This window comes from Paractinoplanes globisporus DSM 43857 (assembly GCF_000379645.1).
GTDB classification, from domain to species: Bacteria; Actinomycetota; Actinomycetes; order Mycobacteriales; family Micromonosporaceae; genus Actinoplanes; species Actinoplanes globisporus.
In genome coordinates this window covers 39288-56542 of record NZ_KB903356.1, presented here as the reverse complement: position 1 = coordinate 56542, position 17255 = coordinate 39288, and the positions used below count along the sequence as shown (strand labels likewise).

General features: G+C 70.5%; 16 protein-coding genes. 8 read left to right on the top strand and 8 right to left on the bottom strand.

The window, feature by feature from the left end; all coding sequences use genetic code 11:
• The first annotated feature begins 39 nt into the window (after positions 1-39).
• Entirely contained in the window at positions 40-990 is a 951-nt protein-coding gene (locus tag A3CQ_RS0146505) for an ArsR/SmtB family transcription factor (protein ID WP_020517836.1), read from the top strand.
• On the opposite strand, the gene A3CQ_RS56440 is transcribed toward A3CQ_RS0146505, so the two are convergent.
• The 4 genes from A3CQ_RS56440 to A3CQ_RS0146485 all read right to left on the bottom strand — a co-directional run bounded on the left by A3CQ_RS56440 (position 991) and on the right by A3CQ_RS0146485 (position 4272).
• Complete coding sequence (locus A3CQ_RS56440) at positions 991-1875, bottom strand: amino acid ABC transporter permease (protein ID WP_020517835.1); 885 nt, start codon at positions 1873-1875, stop codon at positions 991-993.
• Positions 1872-2546 carry an amino acid ABC transporter permease gene (locus A3CQ_RS0146495; RefSeq protein ID WP_020517834.1) on the bottom strand — a complete coding sequence of 225 codons (675 nt, stop codon included), beginning with the start codon at positions 2544-2546 and terminating at the stop codon, positions 1872-1874. Before A3CQ_RS0146495 ends, A3CQ_RS56440 begins: the two co-directional genes overlap by 4 nt.
• Positions 2547-2611: 65 nt before the next feature.
• Complete coding sequence (locus tag A3CQ_RS0146490; RefSeq protein ID WP_051115557.1) at positions 2612-3475, bottom strand: glutamate ABC transporter substrate-binding protein; 864 nt, start codon at positions 3473-3475, stop codon at positions 2612-2614.
• A 53-nt stretch (positions 3476-3528) separates the two neighbouring features.
• A complete protein-coding gene (locus A3CQ_RS0146485; RefSeq protein WP_020517832.1) occupies positions 3529-4272 on the bottom strand; it encodes an amino acid ABC transporter ATP-binding protein in 744 nt (247 codons plus the stop codon).
• Between the two features lie 139 nt (positions 4273-4411).
• On the opposite strand from A3CQ_RS0146485, the gene A3CQ_RS0146480 reads away from it, so the two are divergent.
• Both A3CQ_RS0146480 and miaB read left to right on the top strand, forming a co-directional pair.
• The gene (locus tag A3CQ_RS0146480) at positions 4412-4891 is read left to right on the top strand and encodes a hypothetical protein (RefSeq protein ID WP_026206957.1); all 480 of its coding nucleotides are present in this window, start codon (positions 4412-4414) and stop codon (positions 4889-4891) included.
• A 21-nt stretch (positions 4892-4912) separates the two neighbouring features.
• Positions 4913-6400 carry a tRNA (N6-isopentenyl adenosine(37)-C2)-methylthiotransferase MiaB gene (gene miaB / locus A3CQ_RS0146475; protein WP_020517830.1) on the top strand — a complete coding sequence of 496 codons (1488 nt, stop codon included), beginning with the start codon at positions 4913-4915 and terminating at the stop codon, positions 6398-6400.
• On the opposite strand, the gene A3CQ_RS56435 is transcribed toward miaB, so the two are convergent.
• Positions 6295-7269: a LysR family transcriptional regulator gene (locus A3CQ_RS56435; RefSeq protein WP_020517829.1), complete on the bottom strand. Its 975-nt coding sequence runs from the start codon at positions 7267-7269 to the stop codon at positions 6295-6297. The genes miaB and A3CQ_RS56435 overlap by 106 nt on opposite strands.
• 85 nt (positions 7270-7354) lie before the next feature.
• Between A3CQ_RS56435 and A3CQ_RS0146465 the strand changes: the two genes are divergently transcribed.
• Positions 7355-8299: a threonine ammonia-lyase gene (locus A3CQ_RS0146465; protein ID WP_020517828.1), complete on the top strand. Its 945-nt coding sequence runs from the start codon at positions 7355-7357 to the stop codon at positions 8297-8299.
• A gap of 27 nt (positions 8300-8326) precedes the next feature.
• Here A3CQ_RS0146465 and A3CQ_RS0146460 read toward each other — a convergent pair whose 3' ends face one another.
• Positions 8327-9535 carry a DUF349 domain-containing protein gene (locus A3CQ_RS0146460; RefSeq protein WP_020517827.1) on the bottom strand — a complete coding sequence of 403 codons (1209 nt, stop codon included), beginning with the start codon at positions 9533-9535 and terminating at the stop codon, positions 8327-8329.
• Positions 9536-9728: 193 nt separating this feature from the next.
• On the opposite strand from A3CQ_RS0146460, the gene miaA reads away from it, so the two are divergent.
• On the top strand, positions 9729-10628 hold the full coding sequence (gene miaA, locus A3CQ_RS0146455) for a tRNA (adenosine(37)-N6)-dimethylallyltransferase MiaA (protein WP_040434215.1): 900 nt from the start codon (positions 9729-9731) through the stop codon (positions 10626-10628).
• Between the two features lie 8 nt (positions 10629-10636).
• On the top strand, positions 10637-11470 hold the full coding sequence (dapF, locus tag A3CQ_RS0146450; protein WP_026206956.1) for a diaminopimelate epimerase: 834 nt from the start codon (positions 10637-10639) through the stop codon (positions 11468-11470).
• 99 nt (positions 11471-11569) lie between these two features.
• On the opposite strand, the gene A3CQ_RS0146445 is transcribed toward dapF, so the two are convergent.
• Positions 11570-13030, bottom strand: coding sequence for an NAD-dependent malic enzyme (locus A3CQ_RS0146445; protein WP_026206955.1), 1461 nt, complete (start codon positions 13028-13030; stop codon positions 11570-11572).
• 173 nt (positions 13031-13203) lie between these two features.
• On the opposite strand from A3CQ_RS0146445, the gene hflX reads away from it, so the two are divergent.
• Positions 13204-14640, top strand: a complete 1437-nt coding sequence (gene hflX / locus A3CQ_RS0146440; RefSeq protein ID WP_020517823.1) for a GTPase HflX — start codon at positions 13204-13206, stop codon at positions 14638-14640.
• A gap of 56 nt (positions 14641-14696) precedes the next feature.
• Positions 14697-16364 carry a hypothetical protein gene (locus A3CQ_RS0146435; RefSeq protein WP_020517822.1) on the top strand — a complete coding sequence of 556 codons (1668 nt, stop codon included), beginning with the start codon at positions 14697-14699 and terminating at the stop codon, positions 16362-16364.
• Positions 16365-16370: 6 nt separating this feature from the next.
• Here the strand turns inward: A3CQ_RS0146435 and A3CQ_RS0146430 are convergent, their stop codons facing one another.
• A complete protein-coding gene (locus tag A3CQ_RS0146430; RefSeq protein WP_026206954.1) occupies positions 16371-17183 on the bottom strand; it encodes a helix-turn-helix transcriptional regulator in 813 nt (270 codons plus the stop codon).
• Positions 17184-17255: the final 72 nt, after the last annotated feature.

Here is a 17255-nt window from a genome sequence, read left to right as displayed (position 1 = left end):
CCGCGGCCCGAGCCGTGAACCGATATAGCCTGGAGCTAAATGATTGAGTACGAGCTGGACGCCGAGGACCTGGCCGACACCCGCTTCGCGATCTCCCCGATCCAGGAGCTCGTGTGCGGTCTGTGGGCGCTGCGCGACCCCGGCCGTTACCCGCTGCACCGCCCGTGGCGCGAGGCCGCCCTTTCCGCCCTCGATCCCGACGATCTCCGGCTGCTGCTTTCCCTGGTCGGCAAGGACCGCGGCCTCCCCGATTTCCTCACGCCGCGTCCGGCGACCTACGCGCCGTCCTTCCCCGAGCAGCTTTCGGCCGTACGCCGGACGCCCGCCCACCTGGTCGAACGCGACATCGTCGCCACCCACGCGCCGGGCCCGGTCCCCGCGGTCCTGCGCACCGCCACCCTGCCCGAACTGGCCGACCTGCTCCAGCGCTACTGGGAGCGCGCCATGGCCGCCGACTGGCCGCGGATGCGGGTGGTGATGGAGGCCGACACCACGTACCGTGCCCGCCGGCTCGCCCTCGGGGGCGCCCGCCTGCTCTTCGCCGACATCCACCCCAACGTCAGCTGGGCGGACGGCGTCCTGCACATCACCAAGATGATCGGGCGCCACCGCGTCTCCGCCGCCGGCCGCGGCCTCCTGCTGCTCCCGTCGATCTTCGCCTACAAGGCGATCCCGCCGATGAGCCCGCACGAGCCGCCGTGGCTGACCTATCCCGCCCGCGGCCTCGCGAGCCTCTGGTCACCGGCGTCTCCGCCCGGTCCCGAGGTTCTCGCCGCGCTCCTGGGCCCGGCGAAGGCCCGCCTTCTCGGCCTCCTCGCCGAGCCCCGCCCCACGATCGACCTGGCCGCCCGGCTGCAGGTCACGCCGGGCGCGGTCTCCCAGCACCTCAAGCTGCTGCACGCGGCCGGCCTGCTGACCCGGACCCGCGACGGTCGCCACGTGTTGTACCACCGCAGCGAGCTGGGCACCCGGCTGGTCGAGGGCGGCTGATCAGGCTCCCGCGCCCGGCTCACCGCCCGCGCCGGTCAGGACCGCGGGGCCGGTCGTGGTCGCTCGCGGCGCCCGCCCGCTGCGACGGGTCCGGCGCGCGAGCCAGCCCGCCACCGCGGTCAGCGTCGCGTTGATCGCGATGTAGATGATCGCGGCCACGATCGCGGCCTGGATCACGTTGCCGAAGTTGGCGGCCAGGTTGTTCACGCCGAGTTGCAGCAGCTCGTTGTAGGAGATGATGTAGCCGAGCGCGGTGTCCTTGACCAGCACCACCAGCTGGCTGACGATCACCGGCAGCATGGCCCGGGCCGCCTGCGGGATGAGGATCTGGCCCATCACCTGGCCCTTGCGCATCCCGATCGCGTACGCCGCCTCGCTCTGCCCGATCGGCACCGCCCGCACGCCGGCCCGGAAGGCCTCGGCCAGCACCGATCCGTTGTAGAGGGTCAGCGCGATGACCACGGCCCAGAAGTTCGGCATCGGTTTCTCGGTGACGAACGGGATGCCGAAGAAGATGAAGAACATCAACAGCAGCAGCGGTACGGCCCGGAAGAACTCGACGACCACGCCGGAGGGCACACGCAGCCACCAGTGGTCGGAGAGCCGGCCCACCGCGAAGAGCACGCCGAACACCAGCGACAGCACCATCGCGACGGCCGCGGCGGCGAGCGTGTTCTTGAAGCCGGGCCAGATGTAGTCGGTCCACGTGCTGCTCTTGGTGAACGGCTCCCACAGCGTGGCCGCCCACTGACCCTTCTCCTCGAACTTCCGGTAGATCCAGAACAACAGGGCCAGCAGCAGTACGCCGAAGGCGACCGTGAGGATGCGGTTGCGGGCGCGGGCGCGCGGCCCGGGGTGGTCGTAGAGGACGGCGTCGGTGCTCATCGCTTCACCGCCAGGCGGTTGGCCAGCCAGCCGAAGCCGTAGCCGGTGGGGATCAGGACGACCGCGAACGTGCCGGCGAAGACGAAGAAGATCTGGAAGACCGCGTTGCCGTTCGAGTTGATCAGATCCTTCATCGCGTTCGACGACTCGGCGAGCCCGATCGTGCCGACGATCGTGGCGTTCTTGCTGAGCGCGATGAAGATGCTGCCCAGCGGCGCGATCACGGCCCGGCCGGCCTGCGGCAGCACGATCATGGTGAGGGTCTGGCGGAACGTCATCCCGATCGCCCGGGCCGCCTCGGCCTGCCCCGCCGGCACCGTGTTGATGCCGGAGCGGATCGCCTCACAGACGAACGCCGCCGTGTACACCGACAGGCCGATCACACCGAGCCAGTAGTTGTTCAGCTCGAGGTTGTCCGACGCCGTGAAGCCGAGCGTCGAGTACAGGCCGAAGTAGCAGAAGAAGATGATCAGGGTGAGCGGGGTGTTCCGGAAGATGTTCACCCAGGCCGTGCCGAACGCCCGCAGCACCGGCACCGGGGAGACCCGCATCGCCGCCAGCGCGGTGCCGATCACCAGCGCGAAGACCGACGAGGCCGCCGTGAGCTTGAGGATCCAGAGGAACCCGGTCACGTACACGTCGCGGTTGGTCGGATCGGAGAAAACGTCCATCGTCACCTCGGGGGAACAACCGGCGGGGCCGCGTCAACGGCCCCGCCAGTCGGTGAAAACAACGATCAGGAGCAGTTGGTCAGCTTGGAGACGTCGAGCTCGGGCGCGGCCTTGCCGCTCTTTCCGAGAGTGTCGTCCCAGGCCTTCTTGTACGACCCGTCGGCCGCGGCCGCCTTGAGAATGTCGTTGATCTTGTTACAGCCCGCGGTGTCGTCCTTCTTGACGCCGATGCCGTACGGCTCGGTGCTGAACGGCTTGCCGACGACCTTGAACTTGCCCGCGTACTGATCCTGCGAGGCGTACCCGGCCAGGATGATGTCGTCGGTCGAGACCGCGTCGACCTGGCCGCCGGCCAGCGCCGTCACGCACTTGGAGTACGAGTCGAACTGCTGCAGCTGCGCGTCCTTGTAGTCGGTCTGGATCCGCTTGGCGGGCGTCGAGCCGCTCACCGAGCAGACCTTCTTCCCGGCCAGCGACTCCGGCCCGGTGATCGTCGAGGCGACCGGGACGAGCAGGTCCTGCCCGGCGATGAAGTACGGCCCGCCGAAGTTGACCTTCTGCTTGCGCTCGTCGTTGATCGTGTAGGTCGCCACCACGACGTCGACCTGCCCCTGCTGGATGTACGGCTCACGGTTGGCCGACACCGTGGTCTTCCAGGTGATGCCGCTCTCGGGGACCCCCAGCCCCTTCGCGATGATCTTCGAGATCTCGATGTCGAAGCCGGAGTACGTGCTGCCGGTCTGCAGGCCGAGACCGGGCTGGTCGGCCTTGACGCCGAAGGTCAGCTTGCCGCCCGCGGCCTTGCCGACGATCCCCGAAGCGGTGCTGGCGCCGCCGCTCGCGTTGTCGGAGTCGTCCCCGCCGCACGCTGCCGCGGCCAGAACCATGGCCATTGCACCGAACGTCGCTGCCAATCGGGTGATGCGCATCATTACGCTCCTCGAAATAGTTGCATCGGTTTGGACGAAGAGTGTTCGCACGGTCAATGCGTAAGGATTTTGGAGAGGAAGTCTTTTGCTCTGTCGCTTTTCGGACTCGCGAAGAATTCCGCCGGCGGCGCTTCTTCCACGAGTTGGCCGTCGGCCATGAACACCACTCGTTTCGCGGCGTGCCGCGCGAATCCCATCTCGTGTGTGACAACCACCATGGTCATGCCCTCGCGGGCCAGCGAGGTCATCACATCGAGCACCTCGCCGACCATCTCGGGGTCGAGGGCGCTGGTCGGCTCGTCGAAAAGCATGGCCTTGGGCTGCATGGCGAGAGCCCGGGCGATCGCGACCCGCTGCTGCTGGCCGCCGGAGAGCTGGGCCGGGTATTTGTCCGCCTGATTGGCGATACCGACCCGCTCGAGGAGCGCCATGGCCCGGTCGTGAACTTCGACGGATTTCTCCTTACGCACCTTGACTGGTCCGATCATGACGTTCTGCAAGATCGTCTTGTGTGCGAAGAGATTGAACGACTGGAATACCATGCCGACTTCGCTGCGCAGCCGGGCGAGAGCGCGCCCCTCGGCGGGCAGCGGAACGCCATCGAACGTGATGGTGCCCGAGTTGATCGGCTCGAGTCGATTGATGGCCCGGCACAGGGTCGACTTGCCGGAGCCCGAGGGTCCGATCACGACCACCACCTCGCCGCGTGCGACGGAAAGATTCACATCGTCGAGCACGTGCAGCGGGCCGAACCATTTGTTGACGTTCTCGAGGACGATGAGTGCATCGTCGGACACTGTTGGACCCCGTCCGTTCGTTGCGGATCACCCGGATGGGCACACTCTAAGTGGACCGTAGTATCGGTTCGCGCCGAGAATGGTCACGGAGCGGTAACTTAGCGGATGGAAGGCCCGCGCATTGTCCACGATGTTCGGTATGGCTGACGGGGATCCGACACTCGGTCTGTGGAACTGGGCCATCGGAAATCGAATTGACGAGGATCGAGTCCGCGGGGCGCTGGCCGGCACGCTGGAGCGTTCCGTCGTCCCCGTGGGCGCCGGCGGAGGCGTGCTCTGCGACGTCTATCACGTCGGAGGCGACTTCCCGACACTCGTCGATGTCTTCCTGGCGCCGGCCGGCATCGCCGAGGCCACGGCCGCCAGCGCCGTCGCGGTCCGGCTGGGTGCCGCGCTCCTGCTACCCGACGACACTCTCAATCCCACGCGGTACGTCCTGGCCGAGCCGGACGGCACGTTGCGGCCCGTACACGTCGACGAGATGGAGACCGACGACGGCCCGGAACGGCGCCACCTGCGGCCGTGCACCGGGGTCGACGTGGCGTGCCGGAACGGGCCGGGCTGTGACCGTTCGCGGTTCCAGCCCGGACCGACGCCGGAGCAACCCGGCCACGCGTAGGCAGTACCCTGGTCAATTGCCATGACTATCGACACGCAGAGCGGCCCGCGCACCTATGACGTGCGCACGTACGGCTGCCAGATGAACGTGCACGACAGCGAGCGCATCTCCGGTCTGATGGAGGACGCGGGCTACGTGCGCGCCGCCGATCCGGACGCGGCCGACGTCGTGGTCTTCAACACCTGCGCCGTCCGGGAGAACGCCGACAACCGCCTCTACGGCAACCTCGGCCACCTGCGCCCCACCAAGCTCAAGCACCCCGGCATGCAGATCGCCGTCGGTGGCTGCCTCGCGCAGAAGGACCGCGGCGACATCGTCAAGCGGGCGCCCTGGGTCGACGTGGTCTTCGGTACGCACAACATCGGCTCGCTGCCGGCGCTGCTCGAGCGCGCCCGGCACAACGAGGAGGCCGAGGTCGAGATCCTCGAGTCGCTCGAGGTCTTCCCGTCCACGCTGCCCACCAAGCGCGAATCGTCGTACGCCGGCTGGGTTTCGATCTCGGTGGGCTGCAACAACACCTGCACCTTCTGCATCGTCCCGGCGCTGCGTGGCAAGGAGAAGGACCGGCGCCCCGGCGAGATCCTGGCCGAGGTTTCGGCGCTGACCAAGGAGGGCGTCCTCGAGGTCACCTTGCTCGGGCAGAACGTGAATTCCTACGGCGTCGAGTTCGGCGACCGGCTGGCCTTCGGCAAGCTGCTGCGAGCCACGGGCGAGGTCGAGGGTCTCGAGCGGGTGCGGTTCACCAGCCCGCACCCGAAGGACTTCACCGACGACGTGATCGCCGCGATGGCCGAGACGCCGAACGTGTGCCACTCGCTGCACATGCCGCTGCAGTCCGGCTCCGACCGGGTGCTCAAGGCCATGCGCCGCAGCTACCGCCAGGAGAAATACCTGGGCATCATCGACAAGGTGCGCGCGGCCATGCCCGACGCGGCGATCACCACCGACATCATCGTCGGCTTCCCGGGCGAGACCGAGGAAGACTTCGAACAGACCCTCGAGGTGGTACGCCGGGCGCGGTTCTCGAGCGCGTTCACCTTCCAGTACTCGAAGCGTCCCGGCACTCCCGCCGCCACCATGGAGGAGCAGGTCCCCAAGGCCGTCGTCCAGGAGCGGTACAACCGGCTGATCGCCCTCCTCGAGGAGATCACCTGGGCCGAGAACAAGAAGCTCATCGGGGAGCGGGTCGAGGTCCTGGTCGCCGTCGGCGAGGGCCGCAAGGACGAGCGCACCGGCCGGATGAGCGGCCGCGCCCGCGACGGCCGCCTGGTCCACTTCGCGACCGGCGACCTGGCCCCGCGCCCCGGCGACGTGATCGAAACGGTCGTCACCTACGCCGCCCCGCACCACCTCAACGCCGACGGCGCACCGCTGTCCCACCGCCGCACCCGCGCCGGCGACGCTTACGAGGCCGGCCGCGTCCCGCGTCTCAAGGGCGTGTCGCTGGGCCTGCCCACGGTGGGTGTGCCCGCGCCGCTGCCCGCCTCCACCGGGGGCTGCGCGGTCTGAGCGGCGGCCTTCCGCAGGTGAGCGAGCAGGGCGGCTGTCGCCGGCGGGTCCGGCGGTTCGCCGTGCACGGCCGCGACGACCCGGCGTGACGTCCCGGTCAGCGGCACCGTGCGCACCCGATCGTCACGGTGCGCGGCCAGCGCCAGTTCCGGCAGCGTGGTGACACCGAGCCCGGCCGCCACGAGCCGCTGCACGGCCACGTAGTCGTCGGTCTCGTACCGGATGTCGGGCACGAAGCCCTCGGCCGCCGCGGCCCGCAACAGCTGACCGCGACAACGCTCGCAGCCCGCGATCCACGGCCGATCGCGGTGATCGGCCAGCCGGTCGCCGGCCCAGTCCGGCGGTGTCACGAGGTGGAGCGGCTCGTCCAGCAGCACCTCGTGCCGCAGGCCGTCGAGATCGGGCGTGGGCTCGTCCGGGTGCGTGAACAGCAGTGCCACCTCGACGTCGCCGCCGCGCAGCAGGCGTACGCCCAATGGTGGCTCGGCCTCCCGGAAGCGTAGGTCGACCTCGGGGTGTGCGGCGGCGAAGCCGGCCGCGGCGAGCGGCACGAAGGTGCCGAGAGCCGACGGAAACGCGGCCAGCCGCACCCGGCCGCGGCGCAGCCCGTCATAGGCCGCCAACTCCTCCTCGGCCGCGTCGAGGCGCCCCAGGATCTCCTCGGCCCGCGCCACCAGCACCCGGCCGGCCTCGGTGAGCCGGATGCCGCGCCCGGCCCGCTGCACCAGGCGGCTACCGGTCTCGGCCTCGAGTCGCGCCAGGTGGTGACTCACCGACGGCTGGGAGTAGTGCAGCGCCCGCGCGGCCGCGGTCACCGTCCCGTGCCGGGCGACCGCGACCAGCACTCGCAGCCGGGCGACGTCGAGCATCGCCCGAACCTATCAGCATCATTGATAGGTTCCCCCGAAGATTGTCATTGGACCTATCGGTCGTCCCACCCCGATCATCGATCGCATGGAGCTCACGATTGACGACGTGCGCGCGGCCCGCGAGGTCGTCCGCCGCCACCTGCCGCCCACGCCGATGTGGTCCTACCCCGTTCTGAACGCCACCGCCGGCGCCACCGTCGTGGTCAAGCACGAGAACACCCAGCCGGTCGGCGCCTTCAAGATCCGTGGTGGCCTCAACTTGCTCGCGGGCCTGCGCGGCGCTCCCACGATCACCTACTCGACCGGCAACCACGCCCAGTCGATGGCGTACGCGAGCCACCTCGTCGGCGCCGACTGCACGGTGGTCATGCCCACCGGCACCACTCCCGCCAAGGTGGCCGCGGTCGAGGCCTGGGGCGCCGACGTCATCCTGACCGGCGCCGACCTGGCCGACGCCGAGGCCCACGCCACGTCGCTGGCCGCCGCGACCGGCGCCCACCTGGTCAGCCCCGGCGACACCCCCGAGCTGGTGGCCGGCGTCGGCACTCTTTACCTGGAGATCCTCGAGTCCCGCCCGGATCTGGACGCCATCGTCGTCCCCATCGGCAGCGGCTCCGGCGCGGCGGCCGCCACGATCGTCGCCCGCGCCCTGGCCCCCGACTGCGCCATCATCGGCGTCCAGTCCACGGCGTCCCCCGCGGCCCACGACGCCTGGCGCGCCGGCACCGACCAGACCCGCCCCAACCGCACCCGCGCCGAGGGCCTGGCCACCGGCCGCTCCTTCGCCCTGCCCCAGCAGATCCTGCGCGACGCCCTGACCGATTTCCTCCTGGTGACCGACGACCAGATAGCCGGGGCCCAGCGCGTCATGGCCACCGAGGCGCACACCCTCACCGAGGGCGCCGGCGCCGCACCGCTGGCCGCGATTCTCACTCACCCCGCCCGCTTCACCGGCCAGGACGTAGCCATCGTCTGCACCGGCGCCAACGCCTCGCCCCAGGAACTGGCCCTGCTGGCGACGACCCGCTAGACGCGCACGACGGCAACCATGAAGGGGCTAGTTGGCCTGCTCGGCGAGGGCGAGGAACTGCTTCTTCGAGGAGAGGGCCTGCTCCGCCTCGCGGATGCGGCGGGCGTCGCCGGCGGCCTGGGCTCGGGCCAGCTTTTCCTCGGCCTCGGCCACCTGCTCGCGCATCTGCTGCAGCAGCGGGTTGTCCTGGGGGGCGGTCTTGCGCCAGGCCGAGTCCATCGCCACGCGGATGCGTTCCTCGGCGGCGCGCCAGCGGCGGTCGAGCGACGCGGCGGACTCGCGCGGCACGCGGCCGGCGTCGTGCCAGGCGGCCTGGGCGTCGCGGAGCTTGTTCTGCGCGGCGCGGGGGTCGGCGTCGACGTCGACCGACTCGATCTCGACGAGGATGGCCTGCTTGCGGTCGAGGTTGCCCTTGTACTCGGCGTCGCGGGCGGAGAAGACCTCGCTGCGGCGGGTGAAGAAGCTGTCCTGCGCGGCGCGGAAACGTTCCCAGAGGCGCTGCTCGGCCTCTTTCGCGGCGCGGGGCGCGGCCTTCCACTCGGTCATGAGCTCCTTGAGGCGGTTGGCCGTGGTCGACCACTCGGTCGACTCGGCCAGGCTCTCGGCCTCCTTGACCAGTTCCTCCTTGGCCGTCTGCGCCTGCTTGCGCTGGCCGTCGAGCGCGGCGAAGTGGGCGCCGCGGCGGCGGGTGAAGCCGTCACGGGCGGCGGCGAAGCGCTTCCACAGCTCGCCGTCGGTCTTCTTGTCGACGCCGCGGATCGTCTTCCACTCGTCGAGGATCTCCTTGAGGCGGTCGCCGGCCGATTTCCAGCCGGTGGCGTCGGCGGCGATTTTCTCCGCCTCCTCGACCAGGGCGGTCTTGCGGGCCAGGGCCTCGCCGCGGGCCGCCTCGCGAGCCGCGCGGGCCTCGCCGGCCTTCTCGTCGGCGACGCCGGCCAGCCGGTCGAGCCGGGCCGCGAGCCCGTCGATGTCGCCGACCACGTGGGCCTCGTCGAGCTGGGTGCGCAGCCGCTTCACACTGGCGAGCGAGTGCGAGGCGTCGGCCGCGCCGGACTTGAGACGTGCCTCGACCAGGTCGACCTCGGTGACCAGATCCGCGAAGCGCCGGGCGAAGTGGGCCAGTCCCTCCTCGGGGGTGCCGGCCTGCCACGAGCCGACCACACGGTCGCCCTCCGCGGTCTTCACGTACACGGTGCCGTCGGCATCCACGCGCCCGAAGGCGGTCCAGTCGTTCATAACCCGTCCTCAAGTCTCCCGGCGGCCGGGGCCCGGGGTGGGCCGGCGACCGCCGCCACAGCGCAGCCGAATGCCGAAGCTTCTCATCGGCATTCTTTCTCGCGCATTGTCACAGGTCCAACCCGGTTATGGGGAAGCGCCCGCCGATGACCGTGACACAACCTTGTCCTACGGTTGCTCCGTGCCGTTCGAAATGGTCCCGCGCGTGATCACTGTGGTGGGGCCGACCGCGGCGGGCAAGTCCGCCCTGAGCATCGCTCTCGCCCACGAGCTGGGCGGTGAGGTGATCAACGCCGACTCGATGCAGCTCTACCGGGGAATGGACATCGGCACCGCCAAGCTGACGCCGGCCGAGCGCGAAGGTGTTCCGCATCATTTGCTCGACATCTGGGACGTGACCGTTCCGGCCGCCGTCGCGGAATATCAGGGGCTGGCCCGCGCCGCGATCGACGACATCCTGGCCCGCGGCCGGGTGCCGCTGCTGGTCGGCGGTTCGGGGCTGTACATCCGGGCGGTGCTCGAGGAGTTCGAGTTCCCCGGCACCGACCCCGACGTGCGGGCCCGGCTCGAGGCGGAGCTCGCGGCGAACGGGCCGGCGCCGCTGTTCGAGCGGCTGAAGCACTGGGATCCGGCCGCGGCCGCGAACATTCTTCCCTCGAACGGGCGGCGGATAGTCCGGGCGCTCGAGGTGATCGAGCTGACCGGCAAGCCGTTCACGGCGACGCTGCCGCGGCTGACGCCGCATTACCGATCGATGCAGATCGGAGTCGACCGCGACACCGGCGAACTGGACGAGCGGATCGCGGTGCGGGTGGACGCGATGTGGGCGGCGGGCCTGGTCGAGGAGGTGCGCGGGTTGCTTCCGGCGGGGCTGCGCGAGGGGCGTACGGCGAGCCGCGCGCTCGGCTATCAGCAGGCGCTCGCGCAGATCGACGGCGAGATCTCCGATGAGGAGGCGCGGGCGGACACGGTGCGCGGCACGCGGCGGTTCGTGCGCCGGCAGCGTTCGTGGTTCAAGCGCGACCCGGCGATCCACTGGCTCGACGGGGCGTCGGACACACTCGTGGCGGATGCTCTCGCGGTTACGCGATGATGGACGGCGTGCTGTATACCAAGGGCCACGGAACCGGCAACGACTTCGTCATCGTCCCCGACCCGGACGGCGCGCTTCTGCTGACCCCCGAGCGGGTCGCGCGGCTGTGCGACCGACGCTTCGGCATCGGCGCGGACGGTGTGCTGCGCGTGGTGCGCGCGGCCAAGGACGCGGACGGCGCCGCCTTCGCCGCGGACGCCGAGTGGTTCATGGACTACCGCAACAGCGACGGCTCGATCGCCGAGATGTGCGGCAACGGGGTGCGGGTCTTCGCGCGCTATCTGATCGCGAGCGGGCTCGCCACGCCCGGCCCCGAGGGCCTGCCGGTGGCGACGCGAGCCGGCGTCGTGGTCGCGCTGGTCGAGGGCGACGAGATCCGGGTGCACATGCGTTCCCCTCGGGTGTACGCGGCGAGCACGGCGGCCGTCGGACCCCTGACCTTTCCGGGCGTCGCGGTCGACTGCGGCAACCCGCACCTGGTCTGCGTCCTGCACGACGGCCTGGAACTGCCCTCGCTCGACCTCTCCACCCCGCCCGGCCACGACCCGGCCCTGTTCACGGCCGGGGTGAACGTCGAGTTCGTGGTGCCGCGCGAGCCGGTCGACGGCGCCGACCTGCACGTGGCGATGCGGGTGCACGAGCGCGGCTCGGGCGAGACGCTCTCCTGCGGTTCCGGGGCGCTGGCGGTCGGGGCGGCGGCGCTGCGCGACGCGGGCCTGGCGACCGGGGTGGTGGCGGTCGACGTGCTCGGCGGCCGGCTCACGGTCACCCACGACGAGGCGGACCGTTGGTGGCTGGCCGGCCCGGCGGTGCTGGTGGCGAGCGGCGAGGTCCTCGACTGATCTCATGACCCGGCGGCCGGGGACGGCCCGGACCAGACGCCTGGGCCGTCCGTCCCCGCGACCACGGGACGTTGATCTCCCCCGTACGATATGGGGCTTTTAAAAGGTTTCTTCCGGAGCCTCGTGCAACTCGGCCTCGGGCATGGCGGCCGGGTTGTGCGGGATCGGGGTGCCGCGGACGACCGCGCGGATGGCGGCGGCGACGGCCGGGGTGACCTTGGGATCGAAGACGCTGGGGATGATCACCGTGGGGTTGAGCTTGTCGTCGCCCACGACGCCGGCGATCGCGCGCGCCGCGGCCAGGGCCATCTCCTCGGTGAACTCCTCGGCGGCCGCGTCGAGCATGCCGCGGAAGACGCCGGGGAAGGCCAGCACGTTGTTGATCTGGTTGGGCTGGTCGGAGCGGCCGGTCGCCACCACCGCGGCGTGCCGGCGGGCCTCGCGCGGGTCGACCTCGGGATCGGGGTTGGCCAGCGCGAAGACGATCGACTTGTCGGCCATCTTCGCGATGTCGTCGCCGGTGAGCAGGCCGGGGGCGCTCACGCCGATGAAGACGTCCGCGCCGACGATCGCGCCGGGCAGGTCACCTGAGTAGTTGGTCTTGTTCGTGTTCTCGGCCAGCCAGTGCCAGGTCGGCGTGAGGTCGGGCATGCCGCGGTGCAACGAGCCCTTCCGGTCGTACGCGATGATGTCGCCCACACCCTGCCGGAGCAGCAGCTTCATGATGGCCGTGCCCGCCGCGCCGGCGCCGGAGACGACCACGCGCACATCCTCGAGGCGCTTGCCGACCACCCGCAGCGCGTTGGTCAGCGCGGCCAGCACGCAGATCGCGGTGCCGTGCTGATCGTCGTGGAAGACCGGAATGTCCAGCTGCTCGCGCAGCCGCGCCTCGATCTCGAAGCACCTGGGGGCGGCGATGTCCTCGAGGTTGATGCCGCCGTAGGCCGGCGCGATGGCCTTCACGATCTTGACGATCTCGTCGGTGTCCTGCGTGTCGAGCACCACCGGCCAGGCGTCGACCCCGCCGAAGCGCTTGAACAGCGCGGCCTTGCCCTCCATCACCGGCATCGCCGCGGCCGGGCCGATGTTGCCCAGGCCGAGCACCGCCGAGCCGTCGCTGACCACCGCGACCGTGTTGCGCTTGATGGTGAGCCGGCGCGCGTCGGCCGGGTTCTCCGCGATCGCCATGCAGACCCGGGCCACGCCGGGGGTGTACGCCCGGGACAGCTCGTCACGGTTGCGCAGCGCGACCTTGGAGCTCACCTCGATCTTGCCGCCGAGGTGCAGCAGGAACGTGCGGTCGGAAACCTTGCGGACGTCGACCCCGTCCAGCTCCTCCAGCGTCTTGACGACCTGGTCGGCGTGGTTCGAGTCGGCGGTGTCGCAGGTCAGGTCGACCAGCACCCGGGTCGGGTCCGAGTCGACCACGTCGAGCGCCGTCACGATCGCGCCGGCCTCCCCGACGCAGGTCGTGAGGCGGCCGATCGACGAGGCGTCCGCGGTAACGGCGATGCGAATCGTGATCGAGAATCCTGCGCTCGGCAGGCGGGTGGTCACCACGGTGTGTCCTCCGGATTGGGCGGGTGGTTCACCGCATTGTTGCTCTTCCGGAATATCGGATTCCAATCCGGTGGTTACCCATGAGTCAGACACTCATTGTCAACGCCCGGCCTGTTTATGTAGATGCGCTCGCTACCGCGACGTGCCACCATCGGGCCGAGGAGGTCACTTTTTTGCGAAACACTTACCAGGCACCCGTCCTCGACGACTTCGAGGCGGACCCCACCACCGGCGAGCTCGAGCTCGAGGAGCGGCATTCGCTACGGCGCGTCGCCGGGCTCTCCACCGAGCTCACCGACGTCACCGAGGTCGAGTACCGGCAGCTGAGGCTGGAGCGGGTCGTCCTGGTCGGCGTCTGGACCGAGGGCACCATCGCGGACGCGGAGAACTCGCTGACCGAGCTGGCGGCGCTGGCCGAGACGGCGGGCTCCCAGGTTCTGGAGGGGCTCATCCAGCGACGCGGCCGGCCCGACGCGGCCACCTTCATCGGCCGCGGCAAGGTCGACGAGCTGCGCGACGTGGTGATCTCGTCCGGCGCCGACACGGTGATCTGCGACGGCGAGCTGTCCCCGTCCCAGCTGCGCAACCTCGAGCAGCAGACCAAGGTCAAGGTCGTCGACCGTACGGCGCTGATCCTCGACATCTTCGCGCAGCACGCGAAGAGCAAAGAGGGCAAGGCGCAGGTCGAGCTGGCCCAGCTGCAGTACCTTCTGCCGCGTCTGCGCGGCTGGGGTGAGACGCTGTCCCGGCAGTCCGGTGGTTCCGGTCGCGGTGGCGGCGCGGGTGGCGGCGTGGGCACGCGTGGTCCCGGTGAAACCAAGCTCGAGACCGACCGCCGCCGGATCAACAACCGGATCGCGCGCCTTCGGCGAGAGATCAAAGCCATGCGCACCGTACGCCAGACCAAGCGCTCGCGCCGGCAGAGCAGCGGGGTTCCGGCCGTGGCGATCGCCGGTTACACCAACGCCGGCAAGTCCAGCCTGCTCAACCGGCTGACCCAGGCCGGCGTGCTGGTCGAGGACGCGCTGTTCGCCACCCTCGACCCGACCACCCGGCGCACGGCGGCCGAGGACGGGCGCGTCTTCACGCTCTCCGACACGGTCGGCTTCGTCCGGCACCTGCCGCACCACATCGTCGAGGCGTTCCGCTCGACGCTGGAGGAGGTGGCGCAGGCCGATCTGGTCGTGCACGTGGTCGACGGCGCGCACCCCGACCCCGAGGGTCAGGTCAGCGCCGTGCGCGAGGTGCTGGGCGAGGTCGGCGCCGACCGCATCCCCGAGCTGCTGGTCATCAACAAGGTGGACGCGGCCGACGAGGAGAGCCTGCTGCGGCTCAAGCGGACGTGGCCCGACGCGGTCTTCGTCTCGGCGCGGTCCGGGGTCGGCATCGACGAGCTGCACGCGGCGATCGCCCAGCGGCTGCCGCGCCCGGCGGTCGATCTGCGGGTCCTCCTTCCGTATGACAGGGGTGACCTGGTCGCTCGAATTCATAGGACCGGTCAGGTACTCAACACTCGCTATACGGATGAGGGCACCGAGCTGCAGGTGCGGGTCGACGAGAGGCTCGCTGCCGAGCTGGAGTCGTTCCGCGACGGAGAGTGGGCGCGCTGACCTGCGTTGATCCATGCGTAACACCGGTACGCGACGCCGCATGCGACACTGATCGGATGCGGCGTCTCGTGTTTCCGGTCATCGCGGCCCTTGGCTTGGTGATGGCCGGTCCATCCAGCGCGTTTGCGGATGATCCGGCTCCCACCGTCAGCGTCAAGGCGACGGCGGGCAAGAAGCTCTGCAAGGTGACCGACACGAAGCTCGACGAGCTGTCGGGCATGGTGGCCACCAAGACCGGCTACGTCGTGATCAACGACAGCACGGACGTCGCGAGCCACAAGAGGGTGTTCTTCCTGGACACCAAGTGCAAGATCGTCAATGACCAGGTGTACAGCGGCAAGGGCCCGAAGGACACCGAGGACATGATCCTGTCCCCGGACGGGCGGACGTTGTGGATCGCCGACATCGGCGACAACAACTACAACAAAGAGGACAGTCGGCGCCCCACGATCGGCCTGTGGAAGATGCCGGCCGACGGCTCCAAGAAGCCGACGCTCTACCGCCTCACGTACCCGAACGGTGACTACCACGACGCCGAGGCGCTGCTGCTCACCGGCAACGGCATCCCGCTGATCATCACCAAGGAGATCGACACCGCGGCCTCGATCTACCAGCCGGCCGGCCCCCTCGTGGCGAACACCGAGGAGGGCGTGCCGCTGAAGAAGGTCGGCACGCTGCCGGTCTCGGCGACCGAGACGCCCGGCAACCCGCTGGCCCGCATCGGCAACAAGACCATCGTCGGCGGCGCGATCGCGCCCGGCGGGGCGAAGGTGGCGCTTCGCACGTACACCGACGCGCTGGAGTGGGACGTCACCGGCAACGACGTGCTGGCCGCGCTCAAGGGCAAGCCGCGGACGACCGGCCTGCCGAACGAGACGCAGGGCGAGTCGATCACCTACACGCCCGACGGCAAGTACTTCGACACCGTCTCCGACATGTCCGGCGACCACGACACGGCCAACTACATCCTGCAGTACACGCCGGCCACCGAGATCGCGGCGGTCAAGAAGGGCTCGAGCACGGCCACCGGCGGCAAGAAGTGGTACGCGGATCTGACGATCAACCAGATCACCTACTCGGTCGGCGCGGTCGGCCTCATCGGTCTGCTGCTGGTCGGCGCCGGCGTGCTCGGCATCGTGCGGCACCGCCGCCGGCTGGCCGACCTGCCTCCGTCGGTCGACCTCGACGATCCCGTTGACCCGGAGACCGAGCTCATCGGTGTCGGGGGCGCGCCGCAGCCGGCCGGCGTCTACGGCGCCCGGTCCGGGCCCGCGGCCGGCGGCGGTGGCGGTGTCTACGGCGGAGCGCCGCGCGGCGGGCCGGTCTACGGCGGCGGTGGGCCGCAGTACGGACGGCCCCAGCAAGGTCAGCCTCGCGGGCCGCAGCCGGGTCAGCGGCCGCAGCCGCCCGGACGCAACGGTGTCTACGGCGCGCCCGGCGGTGGCCAGTACGGTCAGCCGCCGCGTGGACCGCAGCCGGGACAGGGTCAGGGTCAGCGGCCGCAGCGACCGGCCGGGCCGCCGCCGGGTGGCGGCGGACAGCAGCCGCCGCGGCCGCCGCAGGGCGGTGGACGGCCGCAGGGACCGCGCTCGCAGGGCGTGTACGGGCAGCCGGGTGGTCGCCAGGACGGCGGCGGGCGGCCGGCCCAGCGCGGCGGCGACGGCTACTCGGACCGCAACGGCCGTCCCGAGGGTCGCTTCGACAATCCCGGGTACCGCCGCTGACCGGCTTTATGACACCAGCGAGTCGAGCAGCTGGAGGCGCTCGGCCGCGTCCGAGCCGGGCGTGGCGCCGAGGAAGATCAGGCGCTGCCCTGGGTCGTCCGGCACGCGGAAGGTCTCCTCGGTCAGCGTGAGCCGGCCGACCAGCGGGTGATCGAGCTCCTGGCGGCCGTGCATGCACTCGGCCACCGGGTGCGTCGCCCAGATCTCGGCGAACTCCGGGCTCTTGATGCTCAGCGCGCCGATCACCTCGGCCAGCTGCGGGTCGTCGGGCAGGTCGCCGGTGGCCATCCGCAGGTACGCGGCGACGTCGCGGGCGGAGGCCGGCCAGTCGACGACCAGGTCGCGCATCGACGGCTCGAGGAACATGTGGTGCGCCATGTTGATCCGCTGGCCGGGGCGCAGGCCGTAGAGGGCGTAGGCGAGCCGGTTGCCGCCGAGCAGATCCAGGTACCGGCCGACGATCATCGCGACCTGCCCGGGTGTGTTCTCCACCACGGCCAGCAGCGAGTCGCGGACCTCCTCGGGCTTCGCCTCGCGCCGGTTCTGGTGGGCGGGCCAGGCCAGCCGCCGCAGGTGCACCCGCTCGCCGTCGTCGAGGCGTAGCGCGTTGGCGATGGCCTCCACGACCGAGTCGGACATCTGGTGGCTCTCGCCCTGTTCGAGGCGGGTGTAGTAGGTCGCGCTCACCCCGGCCAGCAGCGCCACCTCCTCCCGGCGCAGCCCCGGGACCCGGCGGGTCGTGCCGTAGGTCGGTACCCCGGTCTCGGCCGGTGTCAGCTGCGAGCGCCGCGCGCGCAGGAATTCTCCGAGCTCACTCACGTCGCGATCCTTCCCCTTGCGCCGGCGGCCGGCCACACCACGCCGTGGGTACCCACAACGTGGTGCGGCACC